At 54.9% G+C, this 15,389-nt stretch carries 16 protein-coding genes and 1 tRNA gene; 1 reads left to right on the top strand and 16 read right to left on the bottom strand.

The annotated features are described in order from the left end of the window. Positions 1 to 91 precede the first annotated feature (91 nt). The 11 genes from pta to nudB form a co-directional block, all read right to left on the bottom strand. The gene (gene pta, locus Q3O06_RS09525) at positions 92 to 1,594 is read right to left on the bottom strand and encodes a phosphate acetyltransferase (RefSeq protein WP_301818588.1); all 1,503 of its coding nucleotides are present in this window, start codon (positions 1,592 to 1,594) and stop codon (positions 92 to 94) included. A 241-nt stretch (positions 1,595 to 1,835) separates the two neighbouring features. Next, the gene (locus Q3O06_RS09520) at positions 1,836 to 2,900 is read right to left on the bottom strand and encodes an ABC transporter ATP-binding protein (protein WP_301818586.1); all 1,065 of its coding nucleotides are present in this window, start codon (positions 2,898 to 2,900) and stop codon (positions 1,836 to 1,838) included. Positions 2,901 to 2,921: 21 nt separating this feature from the next. Then, positions 2,922 to 4,439, bottom strand: a complete 1,518-nt coding sequence (locus Q3O06_RS09515) for an ABC transporter permease (RefSeq protein WP_301818585.1) — start codon at positions 4,437 to 4,439, stop codon at positions 2,922 to 2,924. A 64-nt stretch (positions 4,440 to 4,503) separates the two neighbouring features. Beyond that, the gene (locus Q3O06_RS09510; protein ID WP_118791939.1) at positions 4,504 to 5,499 is read right to left on the bottom strand and encodes an iron ABC transporter substrate-binding protein; all 996 of its coding nucleotides are present in this window, start codon (positions 5,497 to 5,499) and stop codon (positions 4,504 to 4,506) included. A 295-nt stretch (positions 5,500 to 5,794) separates the two neighbouring features. Beyond that, positions 5,795 to 6,265: a DMP19 family protein gene (locus Q3O06_RS09505; protein ID WP_301818583.1), complete on the bottom strand. Its 471-nt coding sequence runs from the start codon at positions 6,263 to 6,265 to the stop codon at positions 5,795 to 5,797. Positions 6,266 to 6,322: 57 nt separating this feature from the next. Further along, entirely contained in the window at positions 6,323 to 7,699 is a 1,377-nt protein-coding gene (gene argH, locus Q3O06_RS09500; protein WP_301818581.1) for an argininosuccinate lyase, read from the bottom strand. 18 nt (positions 7,700 to 7,717) lie between these two features. Continuing rightward, on the bottom strand, positions 7,718 to 8,587 hold the full coding sequence (gene galU / locus Q3O06_RS09495; RefSeq protein WP_002217750.1) for a UTP--glucose-1-phosphate uridylyltransferase GalU: 870 nt from the start codon (positions 8,585 to 8,587) through the stop codon (positions 7,718 to 7,720). Between the two features lie 27 nt (positions 8,588 to 8,614). Continuing rightward, positions 8,615 to 9,214 carry an RdgB/HAM1 family non-canonical purine NTP pyrophosphatase gene (rdgB, locus tag Q3O06_RS09490; RefSeq protein WP_301818580.1) on the bottom strand — a complete coding sequence of 200 codons (600 nt, stop codon included), beginning with the start codon at positions 9,212 to 9,214 and terminating at the stop codon, positions 8,615 to 8,617. Next, entirely contained in the window at positions 9,207 to 9,440 is a 234-nt protein-coding gene (locus Q3O06_RS09485) for an NGO_0222 family membrane protein (protein ID WP_301818579.1), read from the bottom strand. Before Q3O06_RS09485 ends, rdgB begins: the two co-directional genes overlap by 8 nt. A gap of 107 nt (positions 9,441 to 9,547) precedes the next feature. Continuing rightward, positions 9,548 to 10,081, bottom strand: coding sequence for an inorganic diphosphatase (locus Q3O06_RS09480; RefSeq protein ID WP_301818578.1), 534 nt, complete (start codon positions 10,079 to 10,081; stop codon positions 9,548 to 9,550). 101 nt (positions 10,082 to 10,182) lie between these two features. Then, complete coding sequence (nudB, locus tag Q3O06_RS09475) at positions 10,183 to 10,641, bottom strand: dihydroneopterin triphosphate diphosphatase (RefSeq protein ID WP_301818576.1); 459 nt, start codon at positions 10,639 to 10,641, stop codon at positions 10,183 to 10,185. Between the two features lie 196 nt (positions 10,642 to 10,837). Between nudB and Q3O06_RS09470 the strand changes: the two genes are divergently transcribed. Further along, positions 10,838 to 10,914 (top strand) — tRNA-Pro (locus Q3O06_RS09470). A 207-nt stretch (positions 10,915 to 11,121) separates the two neighbouring features. Here Q3O06_RS09470 and Q3O06_RS09465 read toward each other — a convergent pair. The 5 genes from Q3O06_RS09465 to nspA all read right to left on the bottom strand — a co-directional run bounded on the left by Q3O06_RS09465 (position 11,122) and on the right by nspA (position 15,084). After that, entirely contained in the window at positions 11,122 to 11,535 is a 414-nt protein-coding gene (locus Q3O06_RS09465) for a hypothetical protein (protein WP_301818575.1), read from the bottom strand. Positions 11,536 to 11,641: 106 nt separating this feature from the next. Further along, complete coding sequence (locus Q3O06_RS09460; RefSeq protein ID WP_301818574.1) at positions 11,642 to 13,099, bottom strand: TrkH family potassium uptake protein; 1,458 nt, start codon at positions 13,097 to 13,099, stop codon at positions 11,642 to 11,644. Positions 13,100 to 13,113: 14 nt separating this feature from the next. Further along, positions 13,114 to 13,944 (bottom strand): symmetrical bis(5'-nucleosyl)-tetraphosphatase, encoded by an 831-nt coding sequence (locus Q3O06_RS09455; protein WP_301818573.1) that lies wholly within the window; start codon positions 13,942 to 13,944, stop codon positions 13,114 to 13,116. Positions 13,945 to 14,020: 76 nt separating this feature from the next. After that, positions 14,021 to 14,410 carry a RidA family protein gene (locus Q3O06_RS09450; protein WP_301818572.1) on the bottom strand — a complete coding sequence of 130 codons (390 nt, stop codon included), beginning with the start codon at positions 14,408 to 14,410 and terminating at the stop codon, positions 14,021 to 14,023. 146 nt (positions 14,411 to 14,556) lie between these two features. Next, positions 14,557 to 15,084 (bottom strand): outer membrane beta-barrel protein NspA, encoded by a 528-nt coding sequence (gene nspA / locus Q3O06_RS09445; protein ID WP_016670652.1) that lies wholly within the window; start codon positions 15,082 to 15,084, stop codon positions 14,557 to 14,559. Between the last annotated feature and the right edge of the window lie 305 nt (positions 15,085 to 15,389).

The raw sequence follows: 15,389 nt of genomic DNA, 5'->3' as shown, positions 1-15,389 counted from the left end.
ACAAACAAATGTGCCGGGCTGATAAAAATGCCGTCTGAAAACGGGAATCTGTCTTCAGACGGCATAGGGTTCAAACCCGGAAAGCCGTTTGTCAGCCTTCCATTTGTTTTGCCTGAACGGCAGTCAGGGCGATGGTGAACACGATGTCTTCCACCAGCGCGCCGCGCGACAGGTCGTTGACCGGTTTGCGCAGGCCTTGCAGCAGCGGGCCGACGCTCAAGACGTTGGCACTGCGTTGGACGGCTTTATAGGTGCAGTTGCCGGTGTTCAGGTCGGGGAAGACCAAAACGGTTGCCTGTCCTGCCACCGGGCTGCCGGGGGCTTTGGATTTGCCCACGCCCGGCACGGTTGCCGCGTCATATTGCAGCGGGCCGTCGATGGCGAGGTCGGGGCGTTTTTCCCGGGCAAGTTTGGTGGCTTCGATGACGGTATCGACATCGGGACCGCTGCCGGAGTTGACGGTGGAGTAGGAAATCATTGCCACTTTCGGGTCGATGCCGAAGGCTTTTGCGGAATCGGCAGACTGGATGGCGATGTCGGCAAGCTGTTGCGCGGTCGGGTTCGGATTAACCGCGCAGTCGCCGAATACCAGAACCTGATTCGGCAGCAGCATAAAGAATACGCTGGATACGAGGCTTGCACCCGGTGCGGTTTTAATCAGTTGCAAGGCGGGGCGGATGGTGTTGGCGGTTGTATGAACCGCGCCGGATACCAAGCCGTCCACATCGTTTTGCGCCATCATCATCGTACCGAGTACCACGGTGTCTTGCAGTTGCTTGCGCGCGTCTTCGGGTGTCAGGCCTTTGGATTTGCGCAGTTCGCACATCGGCCCGACGTATTGTTCGACCAATGAGGCGGGATCGATGATTTCCAAAGAGTCGGGCAGGGTGATGCCGCGTTCTTTGGCAACGGCTTCGACTTCTTCGCGTTTGGCAAGCAGGACGCAGCGGGCAATGCCTTTTTCGTGGCAGATGGCGGCGGCTTGGACGGTGCGCGGCTCGACACCTTCCGGCAGGACGATGCGTTTGCCGGCTTTGCGGGCGAAGTCGATCAGGTTGTAACGGAATTGGGCGGGCGAAAGGCGTTTGGTTTGTCGGTTTGCCAATACGGATACGTCTTTCAGCGCGCTGCTTGAGCCGAAGAACGTCAAACCGGTTTTTTCGGCAGCCGCTTCGGCAACGGAGGCTGCCGCACCGTCCACGACAAAACCTTCCAATACGCCCGGCGTGGCGGCGAAGAACTGTTTGGCAAGGTTCAGCCGGTTTGCCAGTTCGTCGGCATCGGCGTTGTCGGAACGGACGGCGAAGACGGCTGCCGCGTCAAGGGACAATGCCAGTTCGACGTTTTTGCCTGCGAGGTAGATTTTGTCGGCATCGGGTGCGATGCCTTCGATAATGAGGTTGTCGGCATCGAGTGCGGCTACTTTACCGACCGTCGCGTCAAACCAGTCGTCGCTTTTGCCTTGCGCCAACAGGGCTTCTGCTTGTGCGTCAAAGGCTTGGAAAACTTGTGCGTCCAGTGCTTTTGCAAAGGCTTGTGCGGCGGCAGAGGCGTTCAGTCCGGCGGATACGGGTACGATGAGTACTTTTGCCATAATATGTCCTTTCGTATGCTGCGGTGTGCGGCATATGTGGTTGGAAGTGTTGGGATTTGAGGGGAAATGTCGGGATAGGCTATTTCCCGTCCGGTTTGCGCAAACAGGTGTTTTCTGTTTTTGGGCGGCAGCCGGTTTTACGCTGCCGCGTGTTTTTATATTAACAAATAAATTATGTTTTCAACAAGATGAATATCGTCAGGCATCGTTATGCCTTTCAGACGGCATCGTGTCCCCTGCCTTATGGGGCAGGAGGTTCCGGGAAAAACAGGGCTTTTGAATTTAAGTAGATGCGTGTCTGTGTGCCGTCTGAACAATCGGGAGCATAGGGGGTGTCCAGCGTCAGGACGGTTTGCCCGATTTTCAGGCGGATTTGGGTGTGGCGCGCTTTGGGTATGGCGTTGAGGATGGTGGCGGATAATTCGGCGGCGGGGGCGGAATGGCGGTGAAGGCTGAATTGTTCTGGACGGATGAGCAGTGTGCCGCGCGTGCCTGTGGGTGCGCTGCTTTGAACGGGCAGGCGGCCCAATCCGCAATCGGCGGTGCCGTCGGCGTTGAGCGCGGCGGGGAACACGATGCCTTCGCCGATAAACAGGCCGGCATCAAGGTCGGCAGGTTGTCGGTACAGTTCGTGAGGGGCTGCAGTCTGGAGGATGCGCCCCTGTTTCATGACGGCAATCCGGTCGGCGTATTGCAGGGCTTCTTCCCGGTCGTGGCTGACGAAAACGGCAGATTTGCCGTTGGCGCGCAGGGCGGCAATCATGTCTTCGCGAATCTGGCGGCGCAACTGTTCGTCCAGTGCGCTGAAGGGTTCGTCCAGCAGGATGAGTTCGGGATCGGGGGCGAGGGCGCGGGCGAGGGCGACACGTTGTTGCTGTCCGCCTGAAAGTTCGTGCGGATGACGGTTTGAGAGTTCGGAAATGCCGGTCAGGGCCATCATGGCTTCGATGCGTTGCCGCTCCTGCGCCGTCTTACCTTTGCCGTTGCCCAGTCCGTAGGCGATGTTGCGGTAAACGGTCAGGTGGGGGAACAGTACGCCTTCTTGTACGACGTAACCCAAACGGCGTTCGCGGACGGGAAGGTTGGTATTTTCTGAATAGATTGTTCTTCCGTAAAGCGAGATTTCTCCGGAATCGGGCTGTTCAAAACCGGCAAGGCAGCGCAGCAGCGTGGTTTTGCCGCAACCTGATGCACCGATGACGAAGAGGATTTCCCCTTTGCCGAGTGTGAGCGAGATATTTTGTAGAACGGCATGGTTCTGAAAGTTTTTGGTCAGTTGGCGGATTTGGAGTGCGGGCGCGGTCATAGTCGGTCTTTCGCAGCAGTGTTATTTGAAGGCGTATTTTTTCAGTATGAATACGGGGATGCCGGAAAATAATACCAGCATCAGCGCGTAAGGGGTGGCGGCGGCATATTGTGCGTCTGACGTGTATTCCCAAACGGCGGTGGAGAGCGTGTGGACATCATCTGCGGTCAGCAGCAGGGTGGCGGTCAGCTCTTTCATCAGGTTGAGGAAGACGAGTGCGAATGCGGCGGTAATGCCGGGCAGGATGGACGGCAGCACCAACGTCCTGAAAATAAAGAAGTGTCCGCGCCCCAATGTTGCGCCGACCTGTTCCAGCCCTTTGGGGAGTTGTTCCAAGGAAGTCCTCAGGGTGGTTTGCGCCATCGGAAGGTAAAGCATGAAATAGGCAAGGACGACGACGATAAAGGTTTGGTAAACGGATGGTGCATAGTTGATGCTGAAATAAATCAGTGACAAGGCGATCACTAGGCCGGGTACAGCGTGCAGCAGGAAGGGCAGCCTGTCTATCCATACGGTCAGCAGGTTGCGGTAGCGGACGGATGCCCAAACCAAGGGTAGGGCGCACAATATGGTCAATAATGCGCCGGCGGCGGATACGCCCATCGATCGGATAAACGCATCGAACACGGATACGAGTTCAAATGTGCCGGACGAGCCGACCATCATCCAGCGGATGAGGATGCCGAATGGGATGACGATGCTTAAAACCAGCAGCGAGCCAAGAAAAAATACTGTGCAGATTTGCGCGGGCAGCTTCATCGTTTTGACCGGGTAGGGGCGGGCAACGCCTTTGCCACTGTGATAGAGCTTGGTTTTTCCACGGAAAATGCTTTCTCCAAATACGACGATGCCGCACACTGCCATTAAAACGGCGGACAGCAGCGCGGCGGTGTTGTTGTCGAACGACATTTCGTATTCTTGGAAAATAGCGGTGGTAAAGGTTTGGTAGTTGAGTATCGATACCGCGCCAAATTCGACCAGCATATGCAGGGCAATCAGTAACACGCTGCTGCCGATGGCGGGTTTGAGCTGGGGGAGGATGGCGGAGAAAAATGTTTGCAGGCGGCTTTTGCCCAAGGACAGGCTGACTTCTTCGTAAGACAGGCTGATGCGTTTGAGCGCGGCTTCGACGGGCAGGTAGGCGAGCGGGAACGAGGACAGGCTCATAATCATAACTGTTCCCCAAAATCCCTCCACGCGGAAAGTCAGGCTGATCCAAGTGAAGCAGCTGACAAATGCGGGGATGCATAAGGGCAGAGTAATTGCCGTCTGAAAAAAGGTTTTGCCGAAAAAGCGGTAACGTTGGAACAGGACGGCGCAGGTAATGCCCAAAACGATAGAAATCAGGGTAACGCCGAACATCAGCATCAGGGTGTTTCCCAGCAAATCAAACATGCGTGGGCGGAACAGCAGTTCGTAGGCGCGTGTTGCACCGACCTGCCACGAACGCATGGCGACATAAAGGAAAGGAAGGGTCAGCGGCAAGGCGATAAGCAGGATGAGGGCGGTCAGCCATGAGGGTATTTTGTTGCGGGACATAAATCGGATTCGGATAGAAAACGGTCGGACAGCAGGGTTGTCCGACCGTTTGAACGGGAAAAGTTTATTTCAGACCTGCCTGTTCGAGGAGGCGGGTCGCTTTTTCTTTATCGGCGATGGTGGTTGCAGATACTTCAGGTGCTTCCAGTTTGGCATAAGGTTCCATATTGAACGGGGACGACACGCCGGCGTGCAGCGGATATTCTGCGCGGGCGGAAGCCAAGACCTGCTGTCCTTGTTTGCCGGCAAGGAAGGCGACGAATTTTTGTGCTTCGGCTTTGTTCGGGGAAGATTTCAGCACTGCCGCGCCGGAATAGGTAACGAGTGCGCCGGGGTCTTTGCGGCGGACGAAGTTCAGGCGGGAATGGATGTTGTGCACGCCTTTTTCTTTGGCAAACGCATACCAGTAGTAGTTGTTGATGAGGGCGGCCGGCACTTCGCCGTTTTCGACGGCTTGGAGCGCGACAGTGTTTTTAGCATACAGTTTGCCGTTTTCTTTTAAGCCTTTGAGCCATTTCAGGGCGGCTGCTTCGCCTTTCAGTTTGACGATGGCGACAACCTGTTCCAAGAACGCGCCCGAAGTCGGCACATAACCGATGCGGTCTTTCCATTTCGGCGTGGCGTAATTCAGGACGGATTTTTCCAAATCTTTTTCAGACAGTTTGCGGGTGTCGTAAACGACGACGCGCGAACGACCGCTCAATGCCACCCAGTCTTTTTTGGCGGCAACCGGCACGCCTTTGCGGCGTGTGTCGTTAATCGTTTTTGCGGGGAGGGTTTCTAAGAGGTTGGCTGCGGAAAGCGTAACCAGCGGGGGGATTTGTTCGGAATAGAATACGTCGGCGGGGCTTCGGCTGCCTTCTTCTTTGATTTGGCCGGCAAGCTGGTCGCTTTTGCCGCTGTTGATTTTTACTTTGATGCCGGTGGCTTGTGTAAAGGCATCGGCAAGTGCCTGCGTGGCTTCTTTGTGTTGGCCGTTGTACACGGTAATGTCTGCCAGCGCGGGGGTTGCGGCGGTCAGGGCTGCGGCAAGCAGTGCGTATCGGATAGATGTTTTCATATCGATTTTCTCCTAATGAATGAGGGTGTATATCTTGTTAAGACATAACGGGGTGTAGTGTATTCCTTCTTTTTTATAAATGCAAATAATTATTTTTTAAATTTGTTGTTGTCCAATCCGGTTATTGTTTGTTCTGACTTGTATTTTTTCCGTGCATCGCGCCCGTAAGGCGGAAGCGGCGGGCAATGCGTGTCGGAACAGGCAAAAACCGGGCTGTTTCATATTGCCGTACGGGCAGCGGAATGTGGGTAAAGGCGGCATTTTGATTTGTCGGAATACTTGAGAACCTTTCCCTTTAAAATGCTGTCTGAACAGGGTTGCCGGAATAGTATTGCCATCCCAGCAGATACAGTTTGTCGGGGTCTTGCCAATATTGTTCATCCAGACTGTTCAGCAGTGAGACGGTTTTGTTGTCGAGATGTTGTGTTATATCCCACATTTCTTTTAGGTTTTTGCCTTCCGATTGGAGGTGGCGGATTTCTTTGTCCAATGCGTCTGCCGCCCGATGGATCAGCATTGCGCTGTGTACCGCGCCGATTTTTTTCAGAACGGAACAAGTCTTTTCGGCGGCGGGAAAACCCCAGTTGCAGACAAATTGCAGTATGCCGCCGTTGCCGATGTCGGCTTCCGCCCGCCAAATCAAAACCAGCTCCTGTTCCCGTCCGTCCATGCTTTCGAGTTTGCCGTCATGCTGTTCAAAAAGTTTGTCCACCGCCTGCCACATCATCTGCTCGAAGCGGTCGGCTTGGGTATCCGTATAGGTCATAGTGTTTTTGCCTTTTAAAAATGCCGTCTGAACATTTCTTCAGACGGCATCGGGGGGCTAAGCCAACACTTCACGCCAGCGTTTGACTTGGAAACGGACTTGTTCAGGCGCGGTGCCGCCCAAGTGGTTGCGTGCGTTTAAGCTGCCCTCGGGTGTCAGCACGCTGTAAACGTCGGCGGCAATCAAATCGCTGAAACCTTGCAGGACTTCAAGCGGCAGTTCGCTCAAATCGACTCCGGCTTCATCGGCGTGGCGCACGGCTTGGGCGACGACTTCGTGGGCATCGCGGAAGGGCATACCTTTTTTGACCAGATAATCCGCCAAGTCGGTGGCGGTGGCAAAACCCTGCATCACGGCGGCGCGCATATTGTTGGGTTTGACGGTTACGCCGCGCATCATATCGGCGTAAATCCGCAGGGTGTCGATGAGCGTGTCGGCGGTGTCGAACAAGGGTTCTTTGTCTTCCTGATTGTCTTTGTTGTACGCCAAGGGTTGGGATTTCATCAGGGTAATCAGGCCGATAAGGTGTCCGATGACGCGTCCGGATTTGCCGCGCACGAGTTCGGGCACGTCGGGGTTTTTCTTCTGCGGCATAATGGACGAGCCGGTGCAGAAGCGGTCGGCGATGTCGATAAAGCCGAAACGCGGACTCATCCACAAAATCAATTCTTCGGACAGGCGGCTCAGGTGAACCATAACCAGCGAGGCGGCGGCGGTGAACTCGACGGCAAAATCGCGGTCGGATACGGCATCGAGCGAGTTTTGGCAGATTTGCTCGAAACCCAGTAATTCGGCGGTAATTTCGCGCCGAATCGGGTAGGTCGTCCCGGCAAGGGCGGCAGCGCCGAGCGGCATACGGTTGACGCGGCGGTGGCAGTCCGCCATCCGTTCGTTATCACGTCCGAGCATTTCGACGTAGGCGAGCATATGGTGCCCGAAGCTGACAGGCTGGGCGACTTGCAGATGGGTAAAACCGGGCATGACGGTTTCGGCGTTTTGTTCCGCCAAATCCAGCAATGCCGTCTGAAGGCTTTGAATCAGGCTTTGGATAACGGTAATCTGATCGCGCAGCCACAGGCGGATGTCGGTGGCGACTTGGTCGTTGCGGCTGCGGCCGGTGTGCAGGCGTTTGCCCGCGTCGCCGATTTTGTCGGTCAGGCGGCGTTCGATGTTCATATGGACATCTTCCAAATCGAGCGACCATTCGATTTTGCCACTGCGGATTTCTTCAAGGATTTCCGCCATACCCCGGCGGATGTCCGCCAAATCGCCTTCGTCCAACACGCCGGTTTCTTTCAGCATTTGCGCGTGTGCCAGCGAGCCTTGAATGTCCCATTCGGCAAGCCGGCGGTCGAAACCGATGGAGGCGGTGTATTGTTTGACGAGTTCGGAAACGGGTTCGTTGAAACGTCCGGACCAGGTTTTGTCGTGCATAAGGATTCCTTGATGGGGTTATTCGGTACGGTATTTTTCCAAAAGGCGGCGGAAGGGTTCGCCGGTTTCGGGGTGTTTCAGGCCGTAGGCGACGGTGGCTTCGAGGTAGCCCAGTTTGCTGCCGCAGTCGTAGCGTGTGCCTTCAAAGGGGTGCGCCAGGACAAATTCGTGATCGAGCAGCTTGGCGATGCCGTCTGTAAGCTGGATTTCGTTGCCCGCGCCGCGAGGCAGTCCGGTCAGTAAGTCGAAAATGCGCGGGGTGAGGATGTAGCGTCCAACAACGGCAAGGTTGGAGGGCGCGTCTTCGGGCTTGGGTTTTTCGACAATGCCGGTAATGCGTTGGAACTGTTTGAGCTGTTCGGTTTCGACGATGCCGTATGAGCCGGTTTGCGACGGTTCGACGGTTTCTACGCCTAAAATGCTGTTGCCGCTGCGTTCGTACACTTCAACCATTTGTTTGAGCGCGCCTTTGGGGGCATCGATTAAATCGTCAGCCAAAATCACGGCAAAGGGTTCGTCGCCGATGGCGGCGCGGGCGCACAAGACGGCGTGTCCCAAGCCCAGTGCTTCCGCCTGGCGGATGTAGAGGCAGGTAATGTTTGGCGGCAGGATGTTGCGGACGTGTTCCAACAATTTGTCTTTATGGCGCATTTCCAACTCGGTTTCGAGTTCGTATGCCTTGTCGAAATGGTCTTCGATGCTGCGTTTGTTGCGTCCGGTAACAAACACCATTTCCGTGCAGCCGGCTTCCACGGCTTCTTCTACGGCGTATTGGATCAGCGGCTTGTCGACGATGGGCAGCATTTCTTTCGGGCTGGCCTTGGTGGCGGGCAGGAAGCGGGTTCCCATCCCTGCGACGGGGAAGACGGCTTTTTTTATCGGTTTCATTCTTTTTCCTTTGTATTGTTTTGATGTTTAAAGGGCGAGTTTGCGGATTAAATCGGCGAGTGCCTGCGCGCGGTGGCTTTCGCGGTTTTTGACCTCCAAATCCAATTCGGCGGCGGTTTTGCCGTGTTCGGGCAGATAAAAATACGGGTCGTAACCGAAACCGTTTTGCCCGAGCGGCGTGTCGTGCCATCGTCCGCGCCATACGCCTTCGGCAATAATCGGGCGCGGGTCGTCTTTATGGCGGACAAAAACCAATACGCAGACGTAGCAGCAGCTTTTGTCGGCTTTGTCGGCAAGTTCGGCGGCAAGTTTCAGGTTGTTGGCGATATCGGATTTGGGATTGTCGTCGGCGTAGCGTGCAGAATGTATGCCCGGTGCGCCGTTTAGGGCGGCCGCACAGATGCCGCTGTCGTCGGCGAGTGCGGGCAGCCCGCTGTATTTGGTGGCATGGCGTGCTTTTGCCAGCGCATTTTCGACAAAGGTGGAATAGGGCTCCGGACATTCGGGTATGCCGAATTCGGATTGCGGCAATACGGTAATGCCGTGTGGTTCGAATAGGTTGCCGAATTCTTTGAGTTTGCCTGCATTGCCGCTTGCCAAAACGATTTTTTCCGGTTTTTCAGCCATGGCGGTTCCTTTGTGGTGAGGATGGGGCGGCGTGTAGGGATTTGTGCCGTAGGTAGAGGGCGAGTGCGCCGATTTGCCCGAACAGCGCGCCGAATGCGAAAAGGAAGGACGCGACGGCAAAGGCTTTGCTGCTGACGGTCAGCAGATAAGCACCCAAGAGGACGAGCAGCATAAATGCCAGTGTGAACAGGGCAACAGACAACAGATAGATTTTTCGGCGGTTCATGGCGTTCGGTCGGAAGCGGTATGTTCGGATTATATCCGATTGGGACGGTATTCCCTAGGGCTTGGAAAAATGCCGTCTGAAGCGGCGTTCAGACGGCAGGAAGGGCGTTATGCCTGTTTGTTCCAACGTTCGATGGATTCTTTGATGACTTTTTTCGCTTCTTCCGCATCGCCCCAGGATTCGACTTTGGTTGTACCTGCTTTTTTCAGGTCTTTGTAGTGGTTGAAGTGGAACTCGATTTGTTTGATGAGCTGTTGCGGCAAATCGGACAAAGTTTTGTAGGCGTTGCCGTTGTTGCGGTCGTCGGCGGGGACGCAGACGATTTTGTCGTCTACTTCGCCATCGTCAACGAATTTCATCACGCCGATAACGCGCGCTTCCAAGAATACGCCGGTTGCCAGAGGGTGTTCGGTAACGAGCAGCACGTCCAATTCGTCGCCGTCTTCGTCCAAAGTTTGCGGAATGAAGCCGTAGTTGGTCGGTTTGGCGAAGATGGCGGGTTCGACGCGGTCGAGTTGAAATGCGGCGAGTTTGCGGTTCCATTCGATTTTGTGGTTGCTGCCGGCGGGGATTTCGTTGACGACGTTGATGATGCCGCCGTCCACATCGCCGGGGGTCAGGATTTGGTTGAAGTCTGCCATTTGGTTTCCTTTATTTGGGAAGGTTTGAAGTTTGAAAGTATAGCACAAACGTCCGGCTGAAAATGCGCCCGATGCCGTCTGAAAGGGTGTCCGGACGCGTGTTACCGTTTGCCCAAAAACCTGCCCAGTTCCAAAATCGCGCGCCTGTTGGACGGGGAAAACACTTTTTCCGCCGCTTCTTCCAAGCCGAACCAGCCGTAGGAGACGTGTTCCTCGGGTTGCAGGACGACGGGCGTATCGCGCGGGATTTCGGCCCAGAAGACGTGTTCGCGGTTTTCAAACACGCCTTTGGGATAGCGGTGCCGCCAGTGGTGGTAGATTTCGTAAACCGTGCTGTCGTGCCGGTCTTGGAGCTGCCCGTCCGCCAGCAGGATGCCGGTTTCTTCCCAAACTTCGCGCCTTGCCGTTTGGGCGACGGTTTCCCCGGGTTCGAGGCTGCCGGTTACCGACTGCCAAAACCCTTGCGGATACGTGCGTTCGATGAGGAGGATACCGCCGTCCCCGCTATAAAGGACGACCAGTGCGGAGACGGGGTATTTGAGCGGTTTTGCCATCGGCATCTTTCGGCGGGCTGCGGTAATGAAGGGGCGGATTATAGCAAACACCGCACGTTATGGCGTTTATCCTTTTCCGCCCGGGCGGGACGCGCCGGCGTTTGCCGGTAAATTTTCCGTTGTGTCAAAAAGATAAGGGCGGTTGTGATTTTAATGCTTGCCAAAGCGTCGGGCGGAAACTATAATCCGCAACTTATCAAGTCGGAGTGTGGCGCAGTCTGGTAGCGCACTTGCATGGGGTGCAAGGGGTCGAAGGTTCGAATCCTTTCACTCCGACCAAAAAAAATATAAGGCAGCCGTTTTTGAAACGGCTGCCTTTTTGTCCGTATAAAGAAAGGTCGTTTGAAACCGTATTTTTTGTTTAAGACAACCTCTTAGCTCAAACTTTGAGAAACACATGCGTGCGTTCCGCACACATGCTGCTTGTTGAGTTTAGGTTTCATATGGGCTACGGCTTGCTAGTTGCACAGGCTGCGCCTGTTATACTTACCCATCAGCTATTTTGGAATACATATACTCCACAGCTTTAGGTGATAGTGGTGCTTTACACTCGGTGCAATAATCTTTATTAAATGGAGAAATTCCTCTTGAATAAGTTAAATTATTAGCATCAATCTCAAATGATTTGCCATTAAATTTTTGAAAAGAATGGCAATATGGACATATGCTGGCAATCGGAATATAAATAATACAAAAAAGTAATCCAACAACCCAATATATAGTAAATATAATAAGAAAAATATCTTTCTTTAAGAAATTATTGTTTGTAACAATTTCTTGGAGAGTTGCCGCACCAAGTATACAGGCTACGGAAATAAAAAAAATCTTAGGAATTAACATTCTTTTTTGAAATTTTTTCGCAATATACATTGCTTGTTCTTTGTCATCTAATTTTTTCATATCTTTTACTTCTTCCGTTCCAAATATCCCATTTCAACATACCACTTATTTCTACATGTACAAACTTTCTTGAAATGCCGTCTGAAAAGTTTTCAGATGGCATTTTTTATTTCTTCCAGTAGGCGGGGGTGAAGAGGATGAAGACGGTGAAGATTTCCAGCCTGCCCAAGAGCATGGCGGTAACGCAGATCCATTTCTGCATCACGTCCAAACCGGCGTAATTGCCGGCGGGCCCGACTTCGCCCAGGCCGGGGCCGGAATTGGTAATGCAGGCGATGACGGCGGTGAAGGCGGTGGTAAATTCCATACCGCTCGCCATCAGCAGGAAGCTGAAGAGGACGACGGTCATAAAGTAGATAAAGATGAAGGACATAACGGTCAGCGCGAGGCGGTCGGGTATGGCCTTGCCGCTGATTTTGACGGTGCGGACGGCTTTGGGGTGCAGCAGCACCATCATTTCGCGCAGGCTGAATTTGAACAGGACGAGGGCGCGTATGGTTTTGATGCCGCCGCCGGTCGAGCCGGAGCTGGCGAGGATATTGGCGAGGAAAAACATCCACAGAGAAATTAGGAGCGGCCATTGTGCGAAGTCGGTGTTGGACAGCCCGTTTGCCAATCCGATGGAGACGAAGTTGAAGGCGGTGTAGCGCAGGGATTCGGTAAAGCCGGCGTAATGGCCGGTGTGCCACAGGTACAGGGCGGCGGCAAGGATGCTGCCGGAGAGCAGCAGCAGCATTGTCCGGCATTCTTCGTCTTTCCAATAGGTTTTGAGACTGCGGCTGTTGAGGGCGGCGAAATGGCTGGCAAAATTGATGCCGCCGAAAATGGTAAAAACGATGATGACTGCTTCGATGAGGGGGGAGTTGTAATAAGCTATGCTGGCATCGTGGGTGGAAAACCCGCCCAGCGAGAGGGTTGCCAGCGCGTGACAGACGGCATCGAACCAGCCCATCCCGGCAAAATGCAGGCAGGCTGCCGCGAGGATGGTGATCAGGGTGTAGCCGAACCAGAGTTTTTTCGCCACTTGGGAAATGCGCGGCGACATTTTGCTTTCTTTGTCAATGCCGGGGATTTCGGCTTTGAATAATTGCGTGCCGCCTACGCCGAGCATAGGCAGGATGGCGACGGCAAGGACGATGATGCCCATCCCGCCCAGCCAGTTGAGCATATGCCGCCAAAAGTTGACGGATGGGGCGAGCCCGTCGACGTGGGGGATGACGGTCGCGCCGGTGGTGGTCAGTCCCGACATCGATTCAAAAAATGCGTCGGTAAAGCCCATATTCGGGAAATACAGGTACATCGGCATCGCAGCCATAGCGGCAAACGCCAGCCACAACATCAGGACGAGGGTGAAGCCGTCGCGCGGGCGCAGTTCGCGCCTGAACCGGAGGGTGGCGAGCCGGACGATGCACGAGCCGGAAAGGGTAACGGTCGCGGTGGTGGCGAAGGCGGTGTACGCGCCGTCCGAAAAGGCGTAGGAGAGGGCGGCGGGTATCAGCAGGATAAAGGAAAACAGCATACCCAGTCGGGAGAGGACGTGGGCGATGGGCAGGATTTTGTGCATAGTGGGGCGGTCCGTTATTTTGCGAAGCTTTTCCAGTCTATGCCGCCGACGGCTTGGACTTGGGTAATTTCTTCCGTTTCGAGGTTGACGGCGGTCAGTTGCCCGCCCCACAGCGCGCCGGTGTCCAGCGAGATGACGTTGTCGGCATTCGTGTAGCCCAGCGAGGACCAGTGTCCGAAGATGATGGTGTGGTCGAGGTTTTGCCGGTCGGGGGCTTTGAACCACGGGCGCAGGTAAAGCGGCATTTTTTTCACTGTGGATTTGTAGTCGAAATCCAGTTCGTTTTTAAAGGTCAGTGCGCGCATCCGCGTGAAGGCGTTGACGATGAAGCGCAGGCGGGCATAGCCTTCCAAACCATCGTCCCACGCGGCCGGTTTGTTGCCGTACATTTTGGAGAAGAATTTGACGTATTTTTTGCCGCGCAGTTCGGCTTCGGCTTCTCCGGCGAGCGATTCGGCTTTGGCTATGCGCCATTGCGGCAGGATGCCGGCGTGTACCATCACGCGGCCGCCCTCGCGTATCAAAAGCGGTTGCGCGCGCAGCCAGTCGAGCATTTTTTTCCCGTCGGGGTGTTTGAGTATGGGTTCGATTGTGTCGCTGCATTTGGGCGTGCCTTCGCCGCAGCCGACGGCAAGCAGGTGCAGGTCGTGGTTGCCGAGGACGATTTGCACGCTGTTTTCGTGTTCCATGCAAAATTGCAGCGTTTCGAGGGATTTCGGGCCGCGGTTGACGATGTCGCCCGTCAGCCAGAGGGTGTCCGTGCCGTGGTTGAAACCGATTTTGCCGAGCAGCGCGGTCAGTTCGTCGAAACAGCCTTGGATGTCGCCGATTGCGTAATGTGCCATTGCGGGTGTTGTGAAGTGGGAAAGTGTTGCGGTTCAGACGGCACGGTTGGAAATCTTATGCCGTCCGAACGTGGAATTATGCGTTCAAAACGAGGACGGCTTCGGCTTCGACCTGCACGCCTTTGGGCAGCGAGGCAACGCCGACGGCGGCGCGGGCGGGGAACGGCTCGGCGATAAATTCCGCCATCACTTCGTTGAAGACGGCGAAGTTGCCCAAGTCGGTCAGGTAGGCGTTGAGTTTGACGATGTCGTCCAGCGAACCGCCTGCGGCCTCAGCAACGGCTTGCAGATTTTTAAAGACCTGGCGCGCTTCGGCGCGGAAGTCTCCGTTGCCGACGACGGTCATAGTGGCGGGATCGAGCGGAATTTGACCGCTCATGTAAACGGTGTCGCCCGCGCGCACGGCTTGGCTGTATGCGCCGATGGCGGCAGGGGCTTTGTCGGTGTGGATGATGGTTTTGGACATTTCGGATTCCTTAAAAAATAGGGCGGCAGAAGCCGCAGCGTTCGGGATTATCGTACAAAACCGCCGGCTTGTGTAGTTTCAGACGGCATGGATGTTGAAAACAAAAAACCGCCGAAGGCTCGGCGGTTTGCGGAATAAGGCGTATATCAGAATTTGACGCGCACGCCGGCGGACAGTTCGCTGGAGCGGACGTTTTTGACAGTGTTGACTTTGCCGACGTAGTTGTAGCGGTAGCCGGCATCCAAATCGACATTCGGGGTAACGGCATAGCTTACGCCCGCCAATACGCCGAGACCGGTGGAGGTTTGGCTGAAGCTGTCGCTGCCGCCCAAGTCGACGGAGGCGCGGTTGAGGCTCAAGCGCGCGCCGAGATACGGTTTGACGGGCGATTGGGTGTCGAAGTCGTAAATGGCGGACGCGCCGATGCTGTAAAGTTTGAAATCGGTGGATGGGACTTGTTTATAGTTTTTGTAGCGCGTGTAATCGACGGCGAAGCGGAGGTCGTTGATGCGGTAGCCTGCGGAGATGCGCGGGCTGAAGCCTTTGGCAGAACCTAAAGAGCTTGAGGCTTTGGCATGTGCGGCATCGGCTTGGACGTAAAAGCCGGATGCGCCTTCTGCCAGTGCGGCGGCCGGGAGGGCGAGGGCAATCAGTGCGGCAAGTGCTTTTTTCATATTTTGGTTCCTTTATGGTTAGGGAGAAAAATTGTTAAGAATCCGTTAAAGAATCCTGCTGTATTATACTGAAATTTTCTTTTTGCATCGTAATATTTTCAATGCCTCAAGATACGCGGCGGCATCATGCGGCGGACGGGTGAAACTTGCAAACGGTTTGGAAAAAACGGCGGTATCTGTCGGATTGTTGCAGGCGCAGGTGTACGGTTTTTTGTGTGCGGCGTTGCCTTAAGCGTCGGACATTTCCGGCGGCGGTTGTGCCGTCTGAAACGCCCGGCGGGGGATGTGGCTGAGTTTTCCATCGA

The organism is Neisseria maigaei, from assembly GCF_958267405.1.
Lineage (GTDB): Bacteria > Pseudomonadota > Gammaproteobacteria > Burkholderiales > Neisseriaceae > Neisseria > Neisseria bergeri.
This window is presented reverse-complemented; position numbering and strand designations above follow the sequence as displayed.

Bases quoted from the DNA above. Each gene is read 5' to 3' on its own strand.
- pta (WP_301818588.1), bottom strand. From the start codon at position 1,594: ATGGCAAAAGTACTCATCGTACCCGTATCCGCCGGACTGAACGCCTCT.
- Q3O06_RS09485 (WP_301818579.1), bottom strand. From the start codon at position 9,440: ATGAACCGCCGAAAAATCTATCTGTTGTCTGTTGCCCTGTTCACACTG.
- Q3O06_RS09510 (WP_118791939.1), bottom strand. From the start codon at position 5,499: ATGAAAACATCTATCCGATACGCACTGCTTGCCGCAGCCCTGACCGCC.
- nudB (WP_301818576.1), bottom strand. From the start codon at position 10,641: ATGCCGATGGCAAAACCGCTCAAATACCCCGTCTCCGCACTGGTCGTC.
- Q3O06_RS09480 (WP_301818578.1), bottom strand. From the start codon at position 10,081: ATGGCAGACTTCAACCAAATCCTGACCCCCGGCGATGTGGACGGCGGC.
- Q3O06_RS09450 (WP_301818572.1), bottom strand. From the start codon at position 14,410: ATGTCCAAAACCATCATCCACACCGACAAAGCCCCTGCCGCCATCGGC.
- rdgB (WP_301818580.1), bottom strand. From the start codon at position 9,214: ATGGCTGAAAAACCGGAAAAAATCGTTTTGGCAAGCGGCAATGCAGGC.
- Q3O06_RS09455 (WP_301818573.1), bottom strand. From the start codon at position 13,944: ATGGCACATTACGCAATCGGCGACATCCAAGGCTGTTTCGACGAACTG.
- galU (WP_002217750.1), bottom strand. From the start codon at position 8,587: ATGAAACCGATAAAAAAAGCCGTCTTCCCCGTCGCAGGGATGGGAACC.
- argH (WP_301818581.1), bottom strand. From the start codon at position 7,699: ATGCACGACAAAACCTGGTCCGGACGTTTCAACGAACCCGTTTCCGAA.
- Q3O06_RS09520 (WP_301818586.1), bottom strand. From the start codon at position 2,900: ATGACCGCGCCCGCACTCCAAATCCGCCAACTGACCAAAAACTTTCAG.
- Q3O06_RS09515 (WP_301818585.1), bottom strand. From the start codon at position 4,439: ATGTCCCGCAACAAAATACCCTCATGGCTGACCGCCCTCATCCTGCTT.
- Q3O06_RS09460 (WP_301818574.1), bottom strand. From the start codon at position 13,099: ATGCACAAAATCCTGCCCATCGCCCACGTCCTCTCCCGACTGGGTATG.
- nspA (WP_016670652.1), bottom strand. From the start codon at position 15,084: ATGAAAAAAGCACTTGCCGCACTGATTGCCCTCGCCCTCCCGGCCGCC.
- Q3O06_RS09505 (WP_301818583.1), bottom strand. From the start codon at position 6,265: ATGACCTATACGGATACCCAAGCCGACCGCTTCGAGCAGATGATGTGG.
- Q3O06_RS09465 (WP_301818575.1), bottom strand. From the start codon at position 11,535: ATGAAAAAATTAGATGACAAAGAACAAGCAATGTATATTGCGAAAAAA.